The organism is Streptomyces sp. NPDC048002 (assembly GCF_040653275.1).
Lineage (GTDB): Bacteria > Actinomycetota > Actinomycetes > Streptomycetales > Streptomycetaceae > Streptomyces.
Genome location: NZ_JBEZNL010000018.1, coordinates 97,100 through 119,987 on the forward strand (window position 1 = coordinate 97,100; position 22,888 = coordinate 119,987).

Annotated in this window: 19 protein-coding genes and 2 pseudogenes; 7 read left to right on the top strand and 14 right to left on the bottom strand. The window is 72.5% G+C overall.

The features are described 5' to 3' along the window. Window positions 1-135 precede the first annotated feature (135 nt). The 10 genes from AB0E07_RS22515 to AB0E07_RS22560 form a co-directional block, all read right to left on the bottom strand. Complete coding sequence (locus tag AB0E07_RS22515) at window positions 136-918, bottom strand: TetR/AcrR family transcriptional regulator (RefSeq protein ID WP_362254834.1); 783 nt, start codon at window positions 916-918, stop codon at window positions 136-138. A gap of 144 nt (window positions 919-1,062) precedes the next feature. Further along, complete coding sequence (locus tag AB0E07_RS22520) at window positions 1,063-1,632, bottom strand: TetR family transcriptional regulator (RefSeq protein ID WP_362254836.1); 570 nt, start codon at window positions 1,630-1,632, stop codon at window positions 1,063-1,065. Window positions 1,633-1,741: 109 nt separating this feature from the next. Next, window positions 1,742-3,370, bottom strand: coding sequence for an FAD-dependent oxidoreductase (locus AB0E07_RS22525; RefSeq protein ID WP_362254839.1), 1,629 nt, complete (start codon window positions 3,368-3,370; stop codon window positions 1,742-1,744). After that, the gene (locus AB0E07_RS22530; RefSeq protein WP_362254842.1) at window positions 3,354-4,628 is read right to left on the bottom strand and encodes an MFS transporter; all 1,275 of its coding nucleotides are present in this window, start codon (window positions 4,626-4,628) and stop codon (window positions 3,354-3,356) included. Before AB0E07_RS22530 ends, AB0E07_RS22525 begins: the two co-directional genes overlap by 17 nt. Before the next feature lie 22 nt (window positions 4,629-4,650). Beyond that, on the bottom strand, window positions 4,651-5,097 hold the full coding sequence (locus AB0E07_RS22535) for an SAM-dependent methyltransferase (RefSeq protein WP_362254982.1): 447 nt from the start codon (window positions 5,095-5,097) through the stop codon (window positions 4,651-4,653). Window positions 5,098-5,497: 400 nt separating this feature from the next. Beyond that, a complete protein-coding gene (locus AB0E07_RS22540; RefSeq protein ID WP_362254845.1) occupies window positions 5,498-6,295 on the bottom strand; it encodes a class I SAM-dependent methyltransferase in 798 nt (265 codons plus the stop codon). Continuing rightward, a complete protein-coding gene (locus AB0E07_RS22545) occupies window positions 6,282-7,061 on the bottom strand; it encodes a hypothetical protein (protein ID WP_362254848.1) in 780 nt (259 codons plus the stop codon). Before AB0E07_RS22545 ends, AB0E07_RS22540 begins: the two co-directional genes overlap by 14 nt. Before the next feature lie 4 nt (window positions 7,062-7,065). Continuing rightward, on the bottom strand, window positions 7,066-8,538 hold the full coding sequence (locus AB0E07_RS22550; RefSeq protein ID WP_362254851.1) for a radical SAM protein: 1,473 nt from the start codon (window positions 8,536-8,538) through the stop codon (window positions 7,066-7,068). Between the two features lie 273 nt (window positions 8,539-8,811). Next, window positions 8,812-8,973: a hypothetical protein gene (locus AB0E07_RS22555; protein WP_269662568.1), complete on the bottom strand. Its 162-nt coding sequence runs from the start codon at window positions 8,971-8,973 to the stop codon at window positions 8,812-8,814. 135 nt (window positions 8,974-9,108) lie between these two features. Then, window positions 9,109-10,443: a radical SAM protein gene (locus AB0E07_RS22560; protein ID WP_362254855.1), complete on the bottom strand. Its 1,335-nt coding sequence runs from the start codon at window positions 10,441-10,443 to the stop codon at window positions 9,109-9,111. A gap of 156 nt (window positions 10,444-10,599) precedes the next feature. Between AB0E07_RS22560 and AB0E07_RS22565 the strand changes: the two genes are divergently transcribed. Both AB0E07_RS22565 and AB0E07_RS22570 read left to right on the top strand, forming a co-directional pair. Then, window positions 10,600-11,040 (top strand): DUF6278 family protein, encoded by a 441-nt coding sequence (locus AB0E07_RS22565; protein WP_362254858.1) that lies wholly within the window; start codon window positions 10,600-10,602, stop codon window positions 11,038-11,040. A 126-nt stretch (window positions 11,041-11,166) separates the two neighbouring features. Continuing rightward, a complete protein-coding gene (locus tag AB0E07_RS22570; protein WP_362254861.1) occupies window positions 11,167-11,331 on the top strand; it encodes a hypothetical protein in 165 nt (54 codons plus the stop codon). Window positions 11,332-11,603: 272 nt separating this feature from the next. Here the strand turns inward: AB0E07_RS22570 and AB0E07_RS22575 are convergent. Both AB0E07_RS22575 and AB0E07_RS22580 read right to left on the bottom strand, forming a co-directional pair. Then, window positions 11,604-11,863, bottom strand: a pseudogene (locus AB0E07_RS22575) (acyl esterase); the annotation flags it as partial. Between the two features lie 55 nt (window positions 11,864-11,918). Next, window positions 11,919-12,683, bottom strand: coding sequence for a hypothetical protein (locus tag AB0E07_RS22580; RefSeq protein ID WP_362254863.1), 765 nt, complete (start codon window positions 12,681-12,683; stop codon window positions 11,919-11,921). A gap of 117 nt (window positions 12,684-12,800) precedes the next feature. On the opposite strand from AB0E07_RS22580, the gene ggt reads away from it, so the two are divergent. Next, on the top strand, window positions 12,801-14,600 hold the full coding sequence (gene ggt, locus AB0E07_RS22585; protein WP_362254866.1) for a gamma-glutamyltransferase: 1,800 nt from the start codon (window positions 12,801-12,803) through the stop codon (window positions 14,598-14,600). Between the two features lie 42 nt (window positions 14,601-14,642). Here the strand turns inward: ggt and AB0E07_RS22590 are convergent, their stop codons facing one another. Continuing rightward, window positions 14,643-17,315 (bottom strand): ATP-dependent Clp protease ATP-binding subunit, encoded by a 2,673-nt coding sequence (locus tag AB0E07_RS22590; RefSeq protein WP_362254869.1) that lies wholly within the window; start codon window positions 17,313-17,315, stop codon window positions 14,643-14,645. A 194-nt stretch (window positions 17,316-17,509) separates the two neighbouring features. After that, window positions 17,510-18,282: pseudogene (map, locus tag AB0E07_RS22595) on the bottom strand (type I methionyl aminopeptidase). 32 nt (window positions 18,283-18,314) lie between these two features. Here map and AB0E07_RS22600 point away from each other — a divergent pair. The 4 genes from AB0E07_RS22600 (at window position 18,315) to AB0E07_RS22615 (ending at window position 22,862) form a co-directional block, all read left to right on the top strand. Further along, entirely contained in the window at window positions 18,315-18,566 is a 252-nt protein-coding gene (locus AB0E07_RS22600) for a helix-turn-helix transcriptional regulator (RefSeq protein WP_362254872.1), read from the top strand. Between the two features lie 131 nt (window positions 18,567-18,697). Continuing rightward, window positions 18,698-20,575, top strand: a complete 1,878-nt coding sequence (locus AB0E07_RS22605) for a hypothetical protein (RefSeq protein ID WP_362254875.1) — start codon at window positions 18,698-18,700, stop codon at window positions 20,573-20,575. A gap of 158 nt (window positions 20,576-20,733) precedes the next feature. Further along, window positions 20,734-21,576: a nitrilase-related carbon-nitrogen hydrolase gene (locus tag AB0E07_RS22610; protein WP_362254878.1), complete on the top strand. Its 843-nt coding sequence runs from the start codon at window positions 20,734-20,736 to the stop codon at window positions 21,574-21,576. After that, a complete protein-coding gene (locus AB0E07_RS22615; protein WP_362254881.1) occupies window positions 21,573-22,862 on the top strand; it encodes an aspartate aminotransferase family protein in 1,290 nt (429 codons plus the stop codon). Before AB0E07_RS22610 ends, AB0E07_RS22615 begins: the two co-directional genes overlap by 4 nt. The last annotated feature ends 26 nt before the right edge of the window (window positions 22,863-22,888 follow it).

The window sequence follows — 22,888 nt, forward strand, 5'->3', positions numbered from 1 at the left end:
GGCCTCCGGCCGCCGTACCCGCCGACCGCAGACATGGAACGCCCCCCACGTCCGGAGGATCCGACGTGGGGGGACCGGTGGGTGCGTGGCGGCCGGACCGGCGTGGCGGCCGGACCGGCGTGGAGGCCGCCGCCCTCACGCCGGCGGCGGCGTTCCCCCGACTTGGTCCGCGTCGCCGGACGCGTCCCGGTCCGGATCCGCCTGACCGTCCTTCACGCGGGGCTCCAGCGTGGAGGACAGGCGCAGTTCCAGCGCAGGCACCACCCAGCCGAGGAACTCCTCGTAGCTCATGTCCGCAAGCGGCTGGACCTCCAGCACGTAGCGCAGGATGGCCAGTCCGATGATGTGGCCCGAGGCCAGGGCGGCGCGGGCCTCCGAGTCCGACACGTCCCGGTAACCGCTGGCACTGGACCAGGACTTGGTGCTCGCCTCGATCCGCGATCTGAGCACGTCCGACGTGACACTGTCCGCGAGCCCCGCACGGTAGATGGCGGTCATGGCGTAGCGGGTCGTCTCGTTCTCCCAGAAGGAGAAGTAGGTGTGCGCGAGCCAGGCCGCCTCCGAGGTGGCGTCCTCGGCGATCGGCATGGTGTCGAAGGCCGCCGAGACACTGAACTGGGAGTTGACCGCGGCGTCGAACACTCCTTCCTTGTTGGTGAAGAAGTGGTGCACCAGGGCGGGGTCCACACTCGCGTTCTCGGCGATGGCCCGGATGGTGGTCCGTGCGTAGCCGCGCTCGGCGAAGAGGTGGAGTGCGGCTTCCAGAATCTGTTCCCTGGTGCCGCTGTCGCCGGGGCGGCGCCCGCTGCGCGCGCGCTGCGGCCTGCTCCGCCGCGGCTGCGGACCGGTGGCGGTCGTTTCGGGCTCCTCGGACCCCCCGGAGGTAGAAGCGGAACCGTCTGGGCGACTGGATTTCATGAGATCACTGCACTTTGGGTGAGGAGCGTCGGAACAAGTAATTCACTGTACAGTGAAAATACCTTATCAGGCAGGACACCTTGAGGCCATGACCATGCGGAGTCTTGGACTCTTCCTTACCTTGTCCGTTCCTTCTTATCCGTCCTACGCGGAAGCCAGTACCGTCCGCATCGAGGGCGCCACCAACTCCGCCAGTGTCGCCACCGGCAGATCGGCGATCGGGCGCAGTCGCAGGACGTAGCGGGTGAACGCCACTCCCAGCAACTGCGCCGCCAGCACCCCGCTGCACGCGTCCGCCCGCTCCGCCCCGAGGACGCCCCGCAGACTGCTCGTGAACTGCTCGTGCAGCACTTGCCGAAGATGCTCCGCCGCCCGCTCGTTGGTCGCCGCGCAGCGCAGCAGCAGTCGCATGGAGCCCTCGTCCAGATCGTCCTCCCAGGGGGCGAGGAAGCGCGTGATCAGCGCCTGCGGGAGCAGCTCCATCGGCGTGCCGGTGAGGTCGGGCAGCCCCAGGTCGACATCGAGTGCCGCGTCGAACAACTGCTCCTTGCTGCCGAAGTAGCGCATGACCATGGACGGGTCGATGGCGGCGGTCGCCGCGATGGCCCTGATCGTCGAACGCTGGTAGCCGTCGGCGGCGAAGTGCATCCGGGCCGCCCGCAGTATGGCCTCCCGGGTGCGCTGGGAACGCGTCGGCATCAGTGGCTGGGCCATGGACGGGCATCTTTCGGCGTCTGGTCCGTCCGCACCCCCGCGTCCGGAGCGATGCGAGGGGTGCGGACGGCTGCGGTCGGTCCTCCAGGGTGTCCACGCGGTCCTCGCGTCACGTGCGGTCGGCGGGCGCCGGTTCCGAGTCGGGGGCCTCGGCGGGCTCCTCGCGCGCGGTACGGCGCGGCGCGGCCGCCTCGGCGGCGGGGGGCGTGCGGAGCTGCGCCGCCGGCCCCTCGGTGCCGCACCAGCGGTGCAGGGCCTGCCGTACGCGGTCCTCGCGGCCCGAGGGCGACGCCGTGCTGTCCACCCAGGCAGCGTAACCGTCCGGGCGGACCAACAGGGCCTTGATTCCCGAGAGTTGAGGCAGCCGCCCGTCCACCCGGACCGGGCAGACCCGCGAGCCCCAGCCCTCGGCGACCCCGGCCGCCACGCCGTCCCCGCCGAGGTCGAGCAGCAGGAACCGCCCGTCCCGCATCAACTCGTACATCCGCACCGGGGCGCCCCCGGTCTGCGGCACGGCCAGATCCGGCACCCGCTGGCCCGCGCGCAGCCGGGCGCCGCCGAGGACGGCGGGACGGCCCCGGCCCGCGTACCCGGCGCGCAGCCCGGACAGCGCCTCACCGGCGAGCTGCTTGATCCTGCGACGGCCGAGCAGCCGGCCCAGCACCACCCGGCGGATCCCCGTGACCACCGGCGAGGGATGGGTGGCCATCCGGGTGGCGTGGTCGGTGGCCTTGAGGATCCTCTGCGCCTGGGGCCGCCGTTCGGCCTGGTAGGTGTCGAGCAGCCCGGCCGGCGCCCAGCCCTGGATCGTGGCGGCCAGCTTCCAGCCGAGGTTGACGGCGTCCTGGATACCGAGGTTGAGGCCCTGGCCGCCCAGCGGCGAGTGCAGATGGGCCGCGTCGCCCGCCAGCAGCACCCGGCCGGTGCGGTACTGGTCGGCGAGCCGCTGATGGATCTTGAAGCGGGCCAGCCACCGGGCGTCGTGCGGCTTCGGGTCGAAGCCGAGCACCTCGGTCAGCCGCTCGGACAGCTCCTCCAGCGTCACCTCGTCCCGCGTCCAGGGGTGGTCCCGGTGCCCCACCGCCACGCGGTACCAGCCGTCCCCGAAGGGCACGGTCACCATCATCGCGCCGCCACCGCTGAGGATCACCACGTCGTCCGGCGGCGGGGTCTGGAGCCGGACGTCCGCGAGGATCGGCGCGATGTCGTAGGTACGGCCGCGGAAGGCGATCCCGGACAGTTCGCGCACCGCGCTGTGCGCGCCGTCGCAGCCCACCACGTAGTCCGCGGTCTCCTGCCACTCACCGGACTCGGTCCGCACGTTGAGCCGCACCCCGGTCGCGTCCTGCTCCAGGCCGAACACCTCCGCCCCGCGCTGCACGATGACCCCGAGGTCGACGGCGCGTTGCAGCAGCGCCTCCTCGGTCCGGCTCTGCGGGATCACGTAGAGCGCCGGGAAGGGGCTGTCGATCGCGGTGAAGTCGATCTCCGCGCCCCGCGCGGGCAGCATCCGGCCGACCGGCCGGCCCACCGCGGTGAGCGCGTCGGCGTGGCCGCGCAGATCGAGCACCTCCAGGGTCCTGCTGTACAGCGCCATGGCACGGGACTGCCCGGACGCCTCCGTACGGCGTTCCAGCACGGTGCAGGAGACCCCGGCGGCGGCCAGCTCACAGGCGAGCGCCAGTCCGGTGGGTCCTGCGCCGACGATGATGACGGACTGTTCAGGGGTGGGTGCCATGGGACTCTCCTTGGATATCGGTCAGCGGTACGGCCGGCGCGGGCTGCGCGCCGGGAAGAGTGGAGGGGCGGCCGGACCGGGACGCCCAGACGCCGCAGCCGAGCGCCAGGGCACCGAGCAACAGCCAGCCGACGGCCCCGCGTTGCACCACGAGGAAGGTGACGACGAGGGGACCGTAGGTGTTGCGGGCGGCGTTGCCCAGGCTGAAGAAGGCCAGATACACCTGGCGCCGGTCCTCGGGCGCCAGGTCGTAGGAGATCGCCCAGGCGCCCGCCTGCTGGTACATCTCCGCGAACGCCTGGAAGGCGACCGCCAGCAGCAGCACCGTGACCGCGGCGGTGGTCGACAACTCGCCGGTGGCGGCCAGCGCGAGGCAGCCGGCGGCGAGCAGCAGCCCGCTCAGCCGGAGCGCGCGGCCGCCGTCCGCGGCGCTCTCGACGCCGCGGGTCGCCCGCACCTGGAAGAGCACCACGACGACCGTGTTGAGCACCAGCGTCCAGGCGATCACGGCCCGGGGCAGCTCGTCGTGGGCCAGCACCCACAGCGGGACACCGACGGTCAGCACCGTCACATGCAGGCTCACCACGGAGTTCAGCACGGTCAGGACGGTGAACCGCCGGTCCCGGAAGACCGCCAGCCGACGCCGCCACGGCAGCGGCCGGCCGCTGCCGCCGGCGCCGCCCGCCCGCAGCCGGGTCACCAGCACGGCGGCGAGCACGAACGACAGCGCGTTGACGTACACGACGGCCAGGTACACCCCGTCGCTGTCCCCGAGCAGTGCCCCGGCGGCCGCGAGTCCGCCGAGCGCCAGGCCCAGGTTCTGCAGCGACCGGGCCATGCCCATGGCCCGCACCCGCTGACCGGGCTCCACGGCCGCCCCGAACATCCCCTGCACCAGCGGGGAGGCGGCGCGGTCGGCGACCGCGAGCAGGGAGACCACGAGGAGGAAGGAGACGAAGGACGATGCGAACGGGTAGCACGCCAGCAGCGCCGCCCGGGTCAGATGGGCAGCGAGCAGCATCCGGCGCGGACCGGCCCGGTCCGCCAGGATCCCGGTGGGTACCAGCAGCGCGAAGGACACCGCCCCCGCGACACCCAGACCGAGCCCCACCTCACCGCTGCCCAGATGCAGGTAGCGGGTGAGGAAGACGACGGAGACCGCCATGTAGAGCCCGCTGCCGAGCGCGTCCACGAACACCGCGGCCAGCAGCGTCAGGGCGCTGCGCGGCAGGCGCTCCCGCGCGGCGGACTTCTTCATGTCGGCTCCGATCGGGGCGGGTTCAGTAGTAGTCCCGCATCAGGTCGTCGACCCAGGCGGGCTGTACGACCTCCTCGCGCGGGCCGAACTGGGTGAGGTAGGGCTTGATGTCGAGCACCGGAGTGCCGTCCACGGCGTCCAGGCCCCGCACATGGACGTCGAGGCCGTCCACCTTCAGCAGCTTGCAGCGCGAGACGCCGATGCGGTTGGGGCGGTTCTTCGCCCGCTGGGCGAAGATCCCGGCGCGCGGCCAGTCGGGGTTGCCCCGCGGATGCCGTGCCCCGGTGTGGATCTTCTCCGGTGCCACCCGGTGGAAGTGGAAGACCACCTCCAGGTGGGAGAAGGAGTCGAGGCCGAGCAGCGCCTCGGGGCCGAACCGCCGTCCGTCCAGCCGGATCACCGAGGTGATGTCACCCCAGTAGTCGTCGGACAGGTCGCTGCGGTCGCTGTGCACGCGGCCGATCGGCACCAGGTCGGTGACCGCGCCCGGCCGGGGCTCCTCCAGATGCGCGAACCACACCTCGTCGCGGACCAGCAACTCGCCGGTGACGGCCCGCTGCACGGTGAGGAAGATCTCGTCGGCGGGCACGTGCAACCGTGCCGCAAGGCGGCTCTGGATGAGCCGCAGCAGCGCGCCGACCTGGTCCTTGCTGTAACTCGCCTTGCAGACCACGAACCCGACCGGGGCCGGGGGAGTGTCCGGGGCGCGCCATTCGGGCCGGTGGTAGGTGCCGGGCTCCAGCCGCTGCCACCACACCCAGCAGTGGCCGGTCGGCAGCCCCAGCAACTCGGTCACGTCGTTGGCGAGTTGTTCCAGGGCCGCCGGGCCCGGACTGGCGTCGGGGGAGAACAGCCTGATGACCGGCATGTCAGCGCACCCCGCCCAGCGGTTTGACGCCGATCACCATGCAGGTGCGCACCGGGATGAGGAACTCCTCGCCGTTCTGCCGGATGCCCAGTGCCGCGCGCTGCTCCTCGGGCGCCTCGGCGAGCCGGCGCCGGATCGCGGCCTCGGCCTCGGCGCCGGAGGAGGCGATCTCGCACCACCGCTTCACCGGCACCCCGGTGCGGCTCTCCGCCTGACCCCCGCGGGCGACCGGGACGTTGAGCCCCGCGCCCTGGAGGAAGCCGACCCACTCGTCGAGGGTGTAGCTGCGCTCGTGCGTGGGGTCGTGCAGGACCTCCAACTCGTGGTTGAGCGCGTCGATCACGGGGTCGGGGTGGCCCTCCAGGTCGATCACCGCGAGCCGCCCGCCGGGCCGCAGCAGCCGGGTCATCTCCCCGACGGCCCGCTCGATGTCCTGGAAGTGGTGCGGCGCGAGCCGGGACACCACGAGGTCGAAGGAGGCGTCGGGGAAGGGCAGTTGCTCCGCCGCCGCCTGTGCCGTCTCCACCGTGGCCTGCCGTTCGGCGGCGAGTTTCCGGAAGGACTCCAGCATCGACGGGGCCGGGTCGACACCCACCAGCCGGGCCGGTGCCTGCTCGGCGAAGGACAGCGCCAGATGGCCAGCGCCGCAGGCGACGTCGCAGATCGCGGCACCGGTCTGCGACCCGAGCGTCTCGTGCAGGGCCTCCATGGTCGGGCTCGACCGGTGCACCTCGCTGGTCGCGAAGTTGTCGGCGATCTTGTCGAACCGCCGGCTGGAGAGGGTCTCACTCGCGGGCATCTCGTAACCTTTCCTGTCGTGCTGTGGGCCGATGCGTCGTCAGGGGGCCAGTCCCCACCAGCGAGGTGAGCTCCGGCAGCGGGTCACGGCCCGGACCGGGACCGACGGGGTGCAGGGTGTGCCCGAGTCCTTCGAGCAGATGGACGTTGACCTCGGGCGTGGGGGACCCGATGACGTGCCGCGCGGACCAGTCGGCGTACATGCCCGGGTCGAAGACGATGGGCTGCGGGTTCGCGCCCGAGTCCGAGGTGTCCTCGATCAGATAGCCGATCAGGTCGCGGCTGCCGTAGACGAGTTCGACGGTGGGCACGCGCGAGCTGAGGAAGACGTCCTCCTCCAGCACCGTGCCCACCAGGACCACCCGGTCGGCGCGCGGCGGGGAGCCCGACTCCAGCAGCTCCAGCAGGGCCAGCCCGCCCAGCGAGAAGCCGACCAGGGTGAGCGGCCCGGTCATCAGGTGCCGGTTGCCGCGCAGCAGGTGGTCCAGCCGCTCCACGCGGGCGTCGAACTCCTTCTCGGTGAAGGGGACCTGCGGATTGCGCACCGGCATGTCGCACTGCAGGACCTGCCGTCCCGCGCCGACCAGACGGTCCGTCAGCCGGCCGAGCAGCAGGTCGTCCCGGCCCCCGCCGTCGAGGGCCGAGACGCTTCCGGGGCCGGCGAGCAGCGTGGTCGCGCTCGCCGGACCCGCGGGGAACGACCGCCTCAGGCGGTACGGCTCCCCGGCCGAGTCCTTGCGCCACAACTCGTGGCGGTGCACGCCCATCCGGTCACCTCCGGCAGACGGCTTCGGCGAAGCTGCCGATGCGCTGGTGGAAGTAGACACTGATGATCTCCTCGTGCAGGGCCTCGCCGTCCAGCGTGGGCACGACGCTCTCCGTGGTGCCCGGTACCGGCTCGACCAGGCCGCGCTCGGCCAGTTCGGCGAAGACCGCCGCGAACGGCTCGTCGTGGAACAGTTCGACACCGAAGCGGCGCCGGAACCGGGCCGCGTCGATGGGCTGGTTGGCCTTGAAGTTGAAGCCGAGCACCAGCCCGACCGCCTCCAGGCCGACGAGCCTGCGCCCGAAGGCCAGCGGCAGCCCGGGGCCGTCCTGGAGCAGCCGGGCGTGGCCGCTGATGTCGGCGATGTTGTGGGTCTGCACGACCGTGTCGTCGTCGCGGGTGAGCCAGCCGTAGGCGCCGGGCCCGTAGGCGATCATCGAGTCGTGGCGCTGCCACTTGTTGCGGGAGACCCGCGGGATGTTGCCCTCCGGGTAGATCCCGGGCCGGTTCCACCAGCCGCACGGGCTCGGGTGGTAGCCCGCGTCGAGCAGCAGCTCCACGATGGCCTCGCGCATCTCGTACGTCTCGTCCAGACCGGGGAAGGCGTGCTCCGAGCGCAGCCGGTCGCGGACGCTCTCCACGTTCCACAGGGCCCGGTTGCCGATCCCCATCCTGGCCCGGTCCGCGTTGCGCAGCCGGTAGATGGTGATCGTGGGCACCTCCAGGTCGATCAGCGTCCGGATGTCGGAGGCGACCTTCGCGGGGGTCTGGTGCGGCAGCCCGAACATCATGTCGGCGTTGAACGGCCGCCCCGTCGCCCGGAGTTTGTCGATCGCGCGCAACGACATCCCGGCGTCGTGGCCGCGCCCGGCGAAGGCGTTGACCTCGCTCTGCAACGACTGCACGCCCACGCTGAAGCGGTTGAAGCCGAGCGCGGCGGCCTCGGCCAGCTCGTCGCGCTGGAAGTTGTCCGGGTTCCCCTCCAGGGAGATCTCGCAGTCCTCGGTGAGCGTGTAGTGGGCCCGCATGTGCCGCACCAGGCGTGTCAACTGCTCGGTGCCGAGCAGGGACGCGGTGCCGCCGCCGAGGTAGACCGACTCGATCCGGGCGCCGGAGAGCCAGGGGGCGTGCGCGAGCCGTCGCTCGGACTCCTCGATCAGCAGGTCCGTCCAGACCCGGGAGGCGCGCTCGCCCTCCTCACCACCGGGGATCTTCCGCTTGACGTAGTTGCAGAAGTGGCAGACGTACGCGCACAGCGGCACGTGGAAGTACAGATGCGCGGGCCGTCCCGCGCCCGGGTGGGTGCGCAGGGCCTCGGCGACCTCCTCGGCGTCGAGCCGGTCGCCGTAGTTGGCCGTCACGTTGATGTTGTAGTCGTCCTGGCCGATCCTGAGGGCCGGGTTCTCGTGGAGCAGCCGCGCGAGTCCTGTGCCGGGGCGCACGGCGGTGGTGCCGGCTGAAGCAACCGTCTTGCTCATCGCGACCTCGTCTCCTGTCCGGGCTGGGGCCTGTTCCAGGTCTCCCGTCGTCCGCCCGAAGGGCGGGCCCCGCTGGTCGGTCACGCCGCGCCTGACGTGCGCGCGGCCCTTCCCGGCCCGTCCCTCACGGGCCGGGAAGGCCGTGCAGCGCTCGCCCCCGTTTCCGATCCCTCGGCGGTCCCGGGGGTCCCTCGAGCGCTCTTCCGCGAGCCCGTCCCTCTACGAGCCCGGGGGGTTCTGCTGCGCTCCGGTCCGTGTCACCACAGGGGTGGGTCAGATCTCGACCTCGATGACCGTGGCCTCGGTGATGTTGGTGGCCTCCACCAGGAGGGTCTCGCTGGGCGCGGTGGCCGAGGCGGCGCCGACGGCGCTGAGCGTCACGCCCTCCTCGCCCGGCTCGAGGTGGATGCGGATGACCTTCTTCTCTTCGGGCATGTCCGTGTTCCCTTCGATGAGGGGCGGCAGCACTCGTGCCGCCCTCGGACGGGACCCGCCCACGGCATCGGGAGCGGGGTCGGTGGGGCCCGGCCGGCGGCCGGGCGGGGTGGTACGCGGCGCCCGGGGGCGCGTCTAGCGCGGGGTGAGCGTCAGGCGTATGTCGCGCCTCCTGCGCTCACGCCAGTAGCGGCCGGAGCGCAGCATGAACTCCTGGAGGTACTCGGTGGCGCCGCAGCCCCGCGCGTCGCCGGTGAGGTTCTTGGCCAGCGGCGGGCACCGGAACTGGCACCAGATGTCCTCCGCGGCCACCGGGCAGGTCCCGCACACCGTGTGGTCGCTGAACCGGATGTCGCGGAAGGCGTCGAAGCCGGTCTCCCAGATGTCGGCGAAGGACCGCTCGGCGAGGTTCCCGGCCCGGTGCAGCTGTCCCGACATGCAGTTGCTGCACGGGTAGACGTCGCCGCGGCTGTTGACGTAGACCACCGAGCGGCCGCACTTCTCCTGGCCCACGGCGCGTTCGAGGCGCTGGCAGAACTGGATGGTGTCCACCCCGCGGATCTCGTCGGCGGCGCGCCGGGCGGGCGCCGCGCCCCCTCCGCCCCCGGACTCGGCGCCGGTGCCGCCCTCGCCGTCGGGAAGGGACTCGGGGGAGGTCGAGTACCGGTCCATGCAGCGCCGGTAGACCTCGAAGACCTCGTCGACGTCCTCGGGGCGCAGCAGCATGTTTGGGTGGAGCAGGGCACGGCCCACGGGGTGGGTCTCCAGCCACTGAGGCCGGGGGTAGCCCCGCTCCGCGCACCACTCGAAGATCTCCTCGGCGTCCTGGATGTTGTTGCGGTGGACGGAGATCGCGGTACGGAAGACATGGCCGTGCCGGCGCATCGCCTCGAAGGCGCGCTGGAGTTTGGGGAAGTCCATCCGGCCCCGCACGGTGCGTTCGGGGTCGGCGGTGTCGAAGCTGATGAAGAACGACTGGCCCGGCGGGATCGCCGCGAGCCGTTCCTCGGTCACGAGCAGGCCGTTGGTGAAGATCTGGGTGCTGAACGGCTTTGTGCGGGCGTGGTTGACGATCTCCACCGCGTCCCGGTGGGAGAAGATCTCACCCCCCGTCAGAAAGACCTGGAGAACGCCCTGTTCGGCGAACTCGTCGAGCAGGGCCTTGATGCGCGGGGTGGACATCTCGTCGGGGCGCTTGAGGGCGGAGTCCGCGTAGCAGTGCTTGCAGCGCAGGTTGCACAGGTTCGTGGTCTCCACGAACGCGATGGCCGGCGCGGAGAGATGGAACCGGTCCAGGGTGACCAGCGGATCGTTGATCGCGTGTGCCATCAACTCCTCGGCCGGGACCGCCCGTCCGGCGTTGTGCCGCAGGATCAGCGGGTGCGCCGAATTGGCGAGGAACTCCACATGGCCGTTGGGCAGCAGGGCGACCAGTCCGCCCTCGTTCACCTGGAATGGGATCTTCCGCACGGGTCCCCGCCTCCCGGAACGCCAAAGTCAACATCTGTTGAACTCATGACCTGATGAACTCTACGGAGGATGAATAAGCTTTGGCAAGGGGTATCCGGTTGGCCGGTTCCCGCGCGCCGGTGGTGCCGGTGGCATGGTCGGTGCGAGGGTGAGTGTATGAACATCCCATTCCTGACGGCCTGGCGCAGGCGGCGCGGCGCCGCCCTCGGTGTGGCGGTGCTCTCCGCCGGGGGTGAGGGGTACGAGGGCATCGGGGAGCTGCTCGCGGAGTGCGATCTGCTGCGTTCCCAGGCGGGCCGGGAGGGGATCGGGCTCGACGACTCGGCGGCCTCGCTGGAGGCGCTGGACCAGCTGCTCCCGCGCTGGCGGGACGACGACGAGGTGCTGCCCTGGCTCGGCAACGACGCCGGCCTCTACCTCGGCACGGTGATCGTGCGCACGGTCCCCGGGGCCCGCTGGGAGATCTGGTCCAACGGCCAGCCGGTCGTACGGCTCTCCTCGGGCCGCGAGTTCGACGTCGTCGCCTCCGGGCACGAGTGGGCCGCCAACGGCGTGCCCGAGCTGTCGCAGCTGTACGCCGAAGTCGCGGAGGCGTGAGCCCGTGGCCTGAGCTGCGGTTTAAATACGGCTATTGCCCGAAAAGTGCGTGTCGCGCCTTGGGTCCTGTTCTGTCTGGATAGTTTGCGGCAACCACGACACGGCTGAGAGTGGGTAGGGCTGGGCATGGCAGTCGATCCGTTGATCGAGTTGTCCGACGTCGACCAGGAGTGGGGGGAACCGCGTGTCACGCGCCGACCGGCCACCGCGGGCATGACCGCGGACGTCGTCGCCCGGAGGACGGGGAGCGAGCGCGCCCGGGACCTCCCGTCCGAGATCCTCAACCACTGAACGGGGACCCGCGATCGATGCCGTGTACCACACCTGTGCCCTCGGCGGCGCCGGACGACGGATGCTCAAGCCCCGCCCCCCGCCCGGCACCTGCGTCACGGGGAGCCTCGGCTACGATGGGCGGTTCGTCCCCCTGGGACCGGCCCCCCGGCGATCTCCGCGTCCGGTGGGTCGTACGGGGGACGCTGCTGCCGGGTGGGGTTCCCCCCACGGCCCCTCGACCGTAGGGGGCAGCAGTCACAGAGCCATACCCGCCCGGCGGCGGCCGGAGATCACTGCTCGCGCAACAGGGCCGACACGCAACCCGGGTCGTTCCCCCGCGAGGAGAAGGTCAGCTGCGCGCCGGTCGGGTTGTGCTCGACGCAGAGCGGGTCGACCGTGTCGACGACCGGGGCGCTCGGACGCCCCGCCGGGCCGGCGTGGGCCGAGGGAACAGCTCCCGGCCCGCACGGAACGGCTCTTCCGGGGTGCGCCCGGAAGGGGTGAACGGCACGTCGCCGACCGGCTCGCCGAGGCCGAGCGGCCCTCCGTCGCACCGCCGGGCGACGGGGTGCCGCTCACCTCGGCCGGGATGAGCGGACGCGGACTCAGGAAGCCCGGTGGGAGGCGCGTGTGCTCGCGGGCGCCGGGGTCGGCAGCGGAGCCTGCGCCGCCCGCGTCACGTCCGCCACCAGTTCCACCACGTCCGGGCCGTACGCCTGGGAGTTGACGACCTTCAGCAGCAGGACGAAGGAGTTGTTCCCGTGCTTGCGGGCCAACCGCTCGTGGTTGCGCGCGAGATAGCGCGTCGCGGCCTGATTGGTGATCGCCCGCTGACCGCAGAACAGGAACACCGGGCGGGACTCCCTGCCCTGCCCTGCGGTGAGCCGCGCGAGGATGACGTACTCGCCCCGCCCCGGCTCCAGCCGGTAGCGCTCGCTGCCGATCTGGAAGGCGCCCCGGTCGGGCCCCGGTTCGGCGTCCACGTTGACGCGTATGCCCGGCAGCAGGGAGGCGAGATGAGCGGTCATCCGGCGGTTGGAGGCCGGTCCGCCGACACAGAACTCGGTGCGTTCGCCGAAGCCCTGCTGGGCCGCGTCGTGCGCGACGACCTGGGCGTGCGCGTTGCAGTCCTTGATGAGCGCGGCCAGTTCGAGCAGTGCGAACACGTCGTGGCGCATCACCGTGAGTTCGGGCCCGCCCGCCTCCCGGTTCACCACGAGCAGCGATTCGGAGTTGTCGGGCAGCCCGAAGAAGCCCTGCTTGCGGCGGAGCTTGCGCTTCCACAGATAGGTGCGGGCCATCCAGCCGAGGGCGGCGCTCAGGCCGGCCGCCACCACACCCAGGACGATGTTGCGCAGGTCGTCATTCATGGGCGCGCATGCTAGCGGGGTTGCGCAAACTCGTGTTCGACGCACGGTGGTCGCGTTCCTGACGTGCGCATGTTAATGGCATAGGCTGCCCGGACGTCCCTTGCCGTGGAGGTGCGCATGCGTCGTCCGGTCGCAGGCAGACTGTCGGTTCTGGCGGTGTCCGCCGCCCTGGTCTCCGTGGGGGCGGCGCCGCCCGCGGACCCGGCGGTCGCGAAGCCGGGGAAGGTCCCGGTAGCCGTCGGGTACGGAGGCGCGGTCTCCAGCGTGGACGCGGACGCCTCCGCCGCCGGCATCGAGGTGCTCAGGAAGGGCGGCAACGCCGTCGACGCGGCCGTCGCCACCGCAGCCGCGCTCGGCGTCACCGAGCCCTACTCCGCCGGCATCGGCGGAGGCGGCTACTTCGTGTACTACGACGCCGGGTCCCGGACCGTGCGCACCATCGACGGACGCGAGACCGCGCCGCGCACCGCCGACGCGGGGCTCTTCGTGGAGAACGGCACCGCGGTCCCCTTCGCCGAGGCCGTCAGCAGCGGCCTGAGCGTCGGCACCCCCGGCACACCCGCCACCTGGCAGCGGGCCCTGGACCAGTGGGGGAGCAGAAGCCTCGGCACGCTCCTCAAGCCCGCCGAGCGGCTCGCGCGGGACGGCTTCACCGTCGACGAGACCTTCCGCGCCCAGACCGCGGCGAACGAGACCCGCTTCCGGTACTTCCCGGACACCGCGGAGCTGTTCCTGCCCGGCGGGCGGCTCCCCGTCGTCGGCTCCACCTTCAAGAACCCCGACCTCGCCCGTACTTACGCCCGGCTGGCCGAGCGCGGGGTGGGCACGCTGTACCGGGGCGACCTCGCCGAGGACATCGTCGCCACCGTCAACCGGCCCCCGGTCGACCCCGCCTCCGGCTGGAACGCACGCCCCGGCCGCCTGTCCGCGGAGGACCTCGCCACGTACCGCGCCAAGTCCCAGGCGCCCACCCGGACTTCGTACCGGGGTCTCGGCGTGTACTCGATGGCGCCCTCCTCCTCCGGCGGCACCACCGTCGGCGAGGCCCTCAACATCCTGGAGCGCACCGACCTCGCCGCGGCGAGCGGGACGCGGTACCTGCACCGCTTCGTCGAGGCGAGCCGGATCGCCTTCGCAGACCGGGGGCGCTGGGTCGGCGATCCCGCCTTCGAGGACGTACCGACACGGGAGTTGCTGTCGCAGCGGTACGCCGACACGCGGGAGTGCCTGATCAAGGACGACGCGGTGCTCTCCAGCCCGCTCGCGCCCGGCGACCCGCGCGACCCCGCCGCCTGCGAGGCGAGCGGCACGGCCGCCCCGACGACCTACGAGGGCGACAGCACGACCCACCTCACGGTCGCCGACCGGTGGGGCAACGTCGTCTCCTACACGCTGACCATCGAACAGACCGGCGGCAGCGGCATCACCGTCCCGGGCCGCGGCTTCCTCCTCAACAACGAACTGACCGACTTCTCCTTCACCCCGGCCAACCCCGCCGTCCACGACCCGAACCTGCCGGGACCGGGCAAGCGCCCGCGCTCCTCGATGTCCCCGACGATCGTGCTGGACGGACAGAACAGGCCCGTGGTGGCGCTCGGTTCGCCCGGCGGCGCGACCATCATCACCACCGTGCTCCAGACCCTGACCGGACTCCTCGACCGCGGCCTCCCGCTCGTCGACGCCATCGCGGCGCCGCGCGCCAGCCAGCGCAACCAGACCACCACCGAACTCGAACCCGGCCTGTACGACAGCGCGACGAGGACCGCGCTTGAGGCGATCGGGCACGGCTTCCGGCTCAACCCCGAGATCGGCGCGGCGACGGCCGTCCAGCGCCTGCCGGACGGCCGATGGCTCGCCGCGGCCGAGAAGGTCCGCAGGGGCGGTGGTTCGGCGATGGTGGTGCGCCCGGCGCGGTAGGACCGGCCGTCACGGCGCCGCCCGGCGCGGTAGGACCGGCCGTCACGGCTCGGGGGCGGGCGGGGTCTCCGGCGGGCCGGGGTCGGGCGGAGCCTGCCGTTCCTGCCGGGAGCCCGGGTCGGGCGGAGACGGAGTCGCCCGCGGGGCGGCGGTAGACGGAGTTCCCGGCGTGGTGGGGGAGGGCTGGGCGCTCCGTGGGTCCTCGGTCCGGAAGGTCAGCCGTCCGTCCTCGACGTCCACGGTGACCCGTCCGCCCGCCCCGACCCTGCCGTCGACCAGCAGCCGCGACAGCTGGTTGTCCACCTCGCGCTGGATGGTGCGGCGCAGCGGCCGGGCCCCGTACTCGGGCTGGTGGCCGCGCTCGGCGAGCCAGTCGACCGCCCGCCCGGTGAACTCGACCGTGACCTCCTGGGCCCGCATGAGCCGGCGCGTCCGGTCCAGCAGCAGATCCGTGATCCGCCGCAGCTGTTCGGGGTCGAGCCGGCGGAACACCACGATCTCGTCGATCCGGTTGAGGAATTCGGGCCGGAAGTGCTCGCGCAGCGGCCGGAGGATCCGCTCGCGCCGCGCCTCCTCGTCGGCCTGCTCGCCGCCCGCCCCGAAGCCGATCCCCGACCCGCCCCGGGTGATCGCCTCGGAGCCCAGGTTGCTGGTCATGACGATCACGGTGTTGGTGAAGTCCACCGTGCGGCCCTGGGAGTCGGTCAGCCGCCCGTCGTCCAGGACCTGGAGCAGGATGTTGAAGACGTCCGGGTGCGCCTTCTCCACCTCGTCCAACAGGAGCAGCGAGTACGGGTGGCGGCGCACCACCTCCGTGAGCTGGCCCGCCTCCTCGTGGCCCACGTACCCGGGCGGGGCGCCCACCAGACGGCTGACGGTGTGCCGCTCCTGGTACTCGCTCATGTCGAGCCGGACCATGCGCTCCTCGCTGCCGAACAGCGCCTCGGCCAGCGCCCGCGCCAGCTCGGTCTTGCCGACGCCGGTCGGGCCGAGGAAGAGGAAGCTGCCGATCGGCCGGTCGGGACTGGCGAGCCCGGCCCGGGAGCGCAGCACCGCGTCGGAGACCACGCGCACGGCCTCGTCCTGGCCGACGACCCGCTCGTGCAGATGCTGCTCCAGGCCCAGCAGCCGGTCCTTCTCCTCCTCGGTGAGGCTGGCCACCGGGATCCCGGTCAGCCGGGACACCACCTCCGCGACCGCCTCCGCGGTCACCTCCAGATTCTGGCCCTCGTCCGCCGTGCCGTCCCCGGCCGCGTCCATGATCCGCTGCCTCAACTCCACGATCCGGTCGCGGAGTTGCGTGGCCTGCTCGTACTGCTCGTCCGTGACGGCCTGGTCCTTCTCCCGGGCCAGCTGTTCCATCTCCCGCTCCATGGCCCGGACATCGGTGCCCTTGGTGCGCGAGCGCAGCCGGACCCGGGCGCCCGCCTGGTCGATCAGGTCGATCGCCTTGTCGGGGAGGCGCCGGTCGGTCAGATAGCGGTCGGACAGCTCCACCGCGGCGACGAGCGCCTCGTCGGTGTAGCGGACCTGGTGATGGGCCTCGTAGCGGTCCCTTAGGCCGCGCAGGATCTCGATCGCGTCCGCGGGCGTCGGCTCGGGCACCAGGATCGGCTGGAAGCGGCGGGAGAGCGCCGCGTCCTTCTCGATGCGCCGGTACTCCTCCAGCGTGGTGGCGCCCACGATGTGCAGTTCGCCGCGGGCCAGGGCGGGCTTGAGGATGTTGCCCGCGTCCATCGAACCGCCCTCGCCGCCGCCCCCGGCACCGACCACGGTGTGCAGTTCGTCGATGAACACGATCAGCCGGTCGGAGTGGGCCCGGATCTCGCCCACGATGTTGGTCATGCGCTCCTCGAAGTCGCCCCGGTAGCGGGTGCCCGCGACCACGGCCGTCAGGTCGAGCGCGACCACCCGCCGGCCGCTCAGCACGTCCGGGACGTCCCCGTCGGCGATGCGCTGGGCCAGGCCCTCCACGACGGCCGTCTTGCCCACGCCGGCGTCGCCGATCAGCACCGGGTTGTTCTTGCCGCGCCGGGAGAGCACCTCGATGGTCTGCTCGATCTCCTCGTCCCGCCCGATCACCGGGTCGATCCGGCCCTGGCGGGCCAGTTCGGTGAGGTCCCGGCCGAACTTGTCCAGCGTGGGCGTCTCGGTGGAGCGCGGCCGCTCGGAGCGCTGCGCGGTCTCCGGCGCCTCGGGCGGCAGGCCGGTGGGCGCGAACCGGGCCGAGTTCAGGATGTGGCCCGCGGCCGAGTCCGGATTGGCCGCGAGGGCGCTGAGCACGTGCTCCGGGCCGATGTACCCCGCGCCCCGGGCCCGGGCCAGGTCGTGCGCGTCCAGCAGGGCGCGCTTGGCGGCCGGGGTGAGGGAGAGCGAGGTGGGCGGCGGTGCCTCGCCCGGCGGGTGCTGTACGGGGCCGGAGCGCTCGTCGATCTCCGTGGCCAGCGAGTCGGGGTCGGCCCCGGACCGGCTGAGCAGGCTCCGGGTCGGCTCGGCGGACACGGCCGCGCGCAGCAGGTGCTGGGTGTCGAGATCGCGGCTGCCGTGCTCGGCGGCGTACTGGGCGGCGCCGCGTACGAGTTCCCTGGCCGGCTGACTGAGCAGCTGGCCGATGTTGATCTGGCGCGGGCCGGGGCGGGGGCCGCCGAAGAACCGTGCCAGGAAATCGCCGAAGGGATCTCCCTCCGGGCCTTCCGGGAAGAAGCCGCTGGTCATCGTTTCCGCACCTTCGCTGACGACGTACCGGAGTCGGGAAACCCGGGCAAAGAGGACTCATGCCACGATGGCACGAAGTCCTGCCGGAGGCATGCGCAGGCGCCCCCGGCCCCCGGCCCCCAGGGGCGCGGGGAACGGCGCGACCGGCCCACGCGGTGCCGCACCCGAAGAACGACCCCGGTCGTATCCGTCCGTCAGGACGCGCGGGCCGTCAGGACGCGGGGCCCCTCCGTCGTGATCGCCACGGTGTGCTCCGCGTGCGCCGCCCTCGATCCGTCGTTCGTGCGCAGGGTCCAGCCGTCCGGGGCCTCGTGGTACCCGTCCGTGCCACCCGCGATCAGCATGGGCTCGATCGCCAGAACCATGCCGTGCCGCAGGGGCATGCCCCGGTGCGGGCGGCCCTCGTTGGGCACCGAGGGGTCCTCGTGCATGTGCCGGCCCACGCCGTGGCCGCCGAAGCCCTCGGGGATGCCGTACCCGGCCTGCCGGCAGACCGTGCCGACGGCGTGGGCGATGTCGCCGATCCGGTTGCCGACCACGGCCGCCCCGATCCCCGCGGCCAGCGCGCGCTCGGCGTCTCGATCAGGCGCAGGTCCGCCGGTCGGGGCCGGCCCACGGTGAAGCTGATCGCCGAGTCGCCGACCCAGCCGTCGAGTTCGGCCCCGCAGTCCATGGACACCAGGTCGCCGTCGCGCAGGCGGTACTTCGTCGGGATGCCGTGCACGATCGCGTCGTTCACCGAGGTGCACAGCACGGCAGGGAACGGAGTCGGCGCGAAGGAGGGCCGATAGCCCAGGAAGGGCGAGCCCGCGCCCGCCGCGCGCAGCACCCCGCGCGCCACCTCGTCCAGCTCCAGCAGGGAAACGCCCACGTCAGCGGCTTCCCGTACGGCTGTGAGGGCGCGGCCCACCACCTGTCCCGCGGCGTACATGGCATCGATCGATGTGTCCGTCTTCAGTTCCACCATGCCAATTACTATACCGGTATTAGAATGGCGTCATGGTGCGTACCCCCTTGACCCCAGAAGAGCGCGAGCGCGGCGAGCGGCTCGGGCGCCTGCTCCGCGAGGCCCGCGGCGGCCGCAGCATGGCCGAGGTCGCCGCGCGGGCCGGCGTCTCCGCCGAGACGCTGCGGAAGATCGAGACCGGCCGGGCCCCGACCCCGGCGTTCTTCACGGTGGCCGCGCTCGCGCGGGTGCTGGACCTCTCCATGGACGAACTGGCCGGGCTGTGCGCGCCGGTCGGCGTCTGAGGCCCGCGCGCGTCACGTTCAGGCAGGGCCGGCGTACTCTGCGTTCCCCCGGAAAACTCCCCGTAGCGCCCTCGTAACACGATTGGTGTTGCCTACGGACCGAAGTGTTCCGGTCGGGTGGGAGTCTGGGCATGGCAGTGGAACAACTCCCGGCTCAGGTACGGGAGTTCGCGAATTACCTGAACGGTCTGATGGCGCGCCTCGAACAGGGCGGCGGCTGGTGCGGGGTGTTCTGGCAGCGAGATCCGGACGGCATGCGGGCCTGTCTGGACGGGCGCGAGATACCTCCCTGGGACGTCCTGGAGGCCCTTCTCCAGGACCTGGGCGCCGAGTACGGGGCTCAGGCAGCCGGGGCCGAGACCGAGGCGGCACGGGCGTGGCACGCCGCCGCGCTGCTCGCCCACGATCTGCGTCCCGGTGGGCGGGACGCCCTCGGTGACCGGCTGGACGTCATGATCCGCGAGCAGCGCTACGCGGCGGAGCGCCAGGCCGAACTGGGCCGCTCGCTGGCCGGGGCCACCAGCCGGGACGAGGCGGAGGCCCTCGGCCTGGACCTCGCCTGGGCCCGCGACGACCACGCACGGGCCACCGCCCGCTGCGCCGAGTTGCGCGCGCGGATGGCGGAGCTGGACCGCCGGTCGGCACCCGGGCGGATCTCGGCGATGGGCCGCCAACCCACGGGCCCCGGCACGCCGCACGGCTCCGGTACCCCCCTCGGCTCCGATACGGCGCACGGCTCCGGTACGCCGTACGGTCCTGGTACGGGGCACGGCCCCAGCGCGCCGCACGACCCCGGTACGGCGGACGCGGCCCGGACCCGCGCGCCCCGGCAGGCCCCGGAGTCCGACCGTCACGCCACCCCCTTCGGGCCCGGTGCCGGTACCGCAGCCCCCGGCCCGACCGGTACCGCTCGCGCGTCGGGCCCCGGCGACGGCGTCGACTCCGCTCGTTTCGGCTCCTCCGCCTTCGACTTCTCCCACACGGCGGAGTCCGCCGACGGCTTCCGCGCCTTCGGCACCGGTGCGTCCGCCACGGGATCCCCCGACGCCGCCCGATCCGCCCGAGGCACCGGGCCTCATGCCGAGGCCGGTCCCCGCTCCACGGCCGGGCCTCACCCCTCGGCGGGGTCTCACCCCTCGGCGGGGTCTCACCCCTCGGCGGGGTCTCACCCCGCAGCCGCTTCCCACCCCGCGGCCGCCGCCACCCCCGATCCGACCCCCGCGCCCGACTCCGCCGCCACCCCCGATCCCACCCCCGAACCCCCCGTCCAGGTGCCCAAGCAGCGCAAGCGCCGCCGGGGCAGCGCCCGCTTCGCCGGCATGGTCGAGGAGGAGACCGCCCCCGTCGTGGTCCCGCCCGCGGTCGTACCCGTGCTGCCCGAACCCCGCGTCAGCGGCTCCCGCACGCCCCGGGGCGCCCGCTTCGCCGGTGCCGCCGAGACCGTGGAGCAGGTCGGGCCGCCCGTCGACCAGGTGGACGGAGCCGACCGGCTGGAGGTCGTGGACGCCGTCGACCGGCTGGTCCGGCTGCGCCGGGAGGGCCGCAGCGGGGAGGCGCACGCCCTGCTCGCCGAGATCGCCTACTCCGCGGCGGGACGCTTTCCGCTGCTCGCCGTCGAACTCCAGCGGGCCGGGCTCGGCGCCGACTGGGCCACCCTGCTCTGGGAGGCGGCCTCGCTGCCCGCGGGGCGCCTGGTCGCGGCGGCGGACGCGCTGGTCGCCGCCGGCCGGGGCCCGGACGGGGAGCAGATCCTGCGCCAGGGTGTCGCCCGGTCCGCCGAGGAGATCGGCCGTGCCGTCCTGGGGCTGGCCGATGAGGGGCGCAGACGCGAGGTGCACGCCCTGCTCGACGCCTACGTACGGGTCCGTACGCCGGAGGAGGCGGCCCGCAGCGTGGCCGCCGACCCGCCGACCCTCGTACCGTTGCTGCTGGAGGCAGCCAGGGGTGTCTCGGACGAGCGCCACTGGGACCTCGTGCACGCGTTGAGGGTCGCCGGCTTCGCCGCCTGAGGGGGCGGGACACTCACCCACAGGAGTGTGAAACCGCATCGACTCAGCGGGTTAACGACGATGGTCTTGGCAAGCCCGTCCGGGAGGCTTACGTTCGTGCCTCTACGGCCTGCATCTACGGGCGTAGAGGCTCTGACGTCCCGTCGAAGGAGCAGCTCATGGCCAACGTCGTACGCGCCGCTCTGGTCCAGGCCACCTGGACCGGCGACACCGAGTCCATGGTGGCGAAGCACGAGGAGCACGCCCGCGAGGCGGCCCGCAGGGGCGCCGCGGTGATCGGGTTCCAGGAAGTCTTCAACGCCCCCTACTTCTGCCAGGTCCAGGACCCGGAGCACTACCGCTGGGCGGAGCCGGTGCCCGACGGGCCGACCGTGACCCGGATGCGGGAACTCGCCCGCGAGACCGGCATGGTGATCGTCGTCCCGGTCTTCGAGGTCGAGCAGTCCGGCTTCTACTACAACACCGCCGCCGTGATCGACGCCGACGGCAGCTACCTCGGCAAGTACCGCAAGCACCACATCCCGCAGGTGAAGGGATTCTGGGAGAAGTACTACTTCAAACCCGGGAACGCGGGCTGGCCCGTCTTCGAGACGGCCGTCGGCAAGGTCGGCGTCTACATCTGCTACGACCGGCACTTCCCCGAGGGCTGGCGCCAACTCGGCCTGAACGGCGCCCAGCTGGTCTACAACCCCTCCGCCACCCACCGCGGCCTCTCGTCCTACCTGTGGCGGCTGGAGCAGCCCGCGGCGGCCGTAGCCAACGAGTACTTCGTCGCCGCCATCAACCGGGTCGGCGTCGAGGAGTACGGCGACAACGACTTCTACGGCACGAGCTACTTCGTCGACCCGCGCGGACAGTTCGTGGGGGAGGTCGCCAGCGACAGCAAGGAGGAACTCCTCGTCCGCGACCTCGACTTCGACCTGATCGAGGAGGTCCGGCAGCAGTGGGCCTTCTACCGCGACCGGCGTCCCGACGCCTACGAAGGGCTGGTGCGGCCGTGAACGGCGACGACCTGCTGGGACGCCACCGCCGGGTGCTGCCCGACTGGCTCGCCCTCTACTACGAGGACCCGCTGGAGATCACCCACGGCGAGGGCCGTCATGTCTGGGACTCCGAGGGCAACAGGTACCTCGACTTCTTCGGCGGCATCCTCACCACGATGACCGCGCACGCCCTGCCCGAGGTGACGAAGGCGGTGAGCGAGCAGGCCGGGCGGATCATCCACTCCTCCACGCTCTACCTCAACCGGCCGATGGTCGAACTGGCCGAGCGGATCGCCCACTTGTCCGGCATCCCGGACGCCCGGGTCTTCTTCACCACCTCCGGCACCGAGGCCAACGACACCGCGCTGCTGCTCGCCACCGCGTACCGGCGCAGCAACACCGTGCTGGCGATGCGCAACAGCTACCACGGCCGCTCCTTCAGCGCGGTCGGCATCACCGGCAACCGCGGCTGGTCCCCGACCTCCCTGTCACCGCTCCAGACGCTGTACGTGCACGGCGGCGTCCGCACCCGCGGCCCCTACGCCCACCTGGACGACGCCGAGTTCACCGCCGCCTGCGTGGCGGACCTCAAGGACCTGCTCGGCCACACCCGGGCACCCGCGGCCCTGATCGCCGAACCCGTCCAGGGCGTCGGCGGGTTCACCTCCCCGCCCGACGGCCTGTACGCGGCCTTCCGCCAGGTGCTCGCCGAGCACGGCATCCTCTGGATCGCCGACGAGGTGCAGACCGGCTGGGGCCGTACCGGCGACCACTTCTGGGGCTGGCAGGCCCATGGACAGCACGGTCCGCCGGACATCGTCACCTTCGCCAAGGGCATCGGCAACGGCATGTCCGTCGGCGGGGTCATCGCCCGCGCCGAGATCATGAACTGCCTGGACTCCAACAGCATCTCGACCTTCGGCGGCACCCAGGTCACCATGGCGGCCGGCCTCGCCAACCTCTCGTACCTGCTGGAGCACGATCTTCAGGGCAACGCCCGGCGGGTCGGCGGACTGCTGATCGAGCGGCTGAGGGCGGTCGCCGCCCAGGTGCCGTACGTGCGGGAGGTCCGCGGGCGCGGGCTGATGATCGGCATCGAGCTGACCGAACCGGGGACCGACCGGGCGGCGCCGCAGGCCGCGGCCGCCGTGCTGGAGGCGGCCCGCGCGGGCGGGCTGCTGATCGGCAAGGGCGGCGGCCACGACACCAGCGCGCTGCGGGTCGCCCCGCCGCTGTCGCTCTCCGTCGCGGAGGCCGAGGAGGGTGCCGCGATCCTCGAACGCGCTCTGCGGGGCCTTCAGTGAGGGAACGACACGCTCTGCGGGGCCTT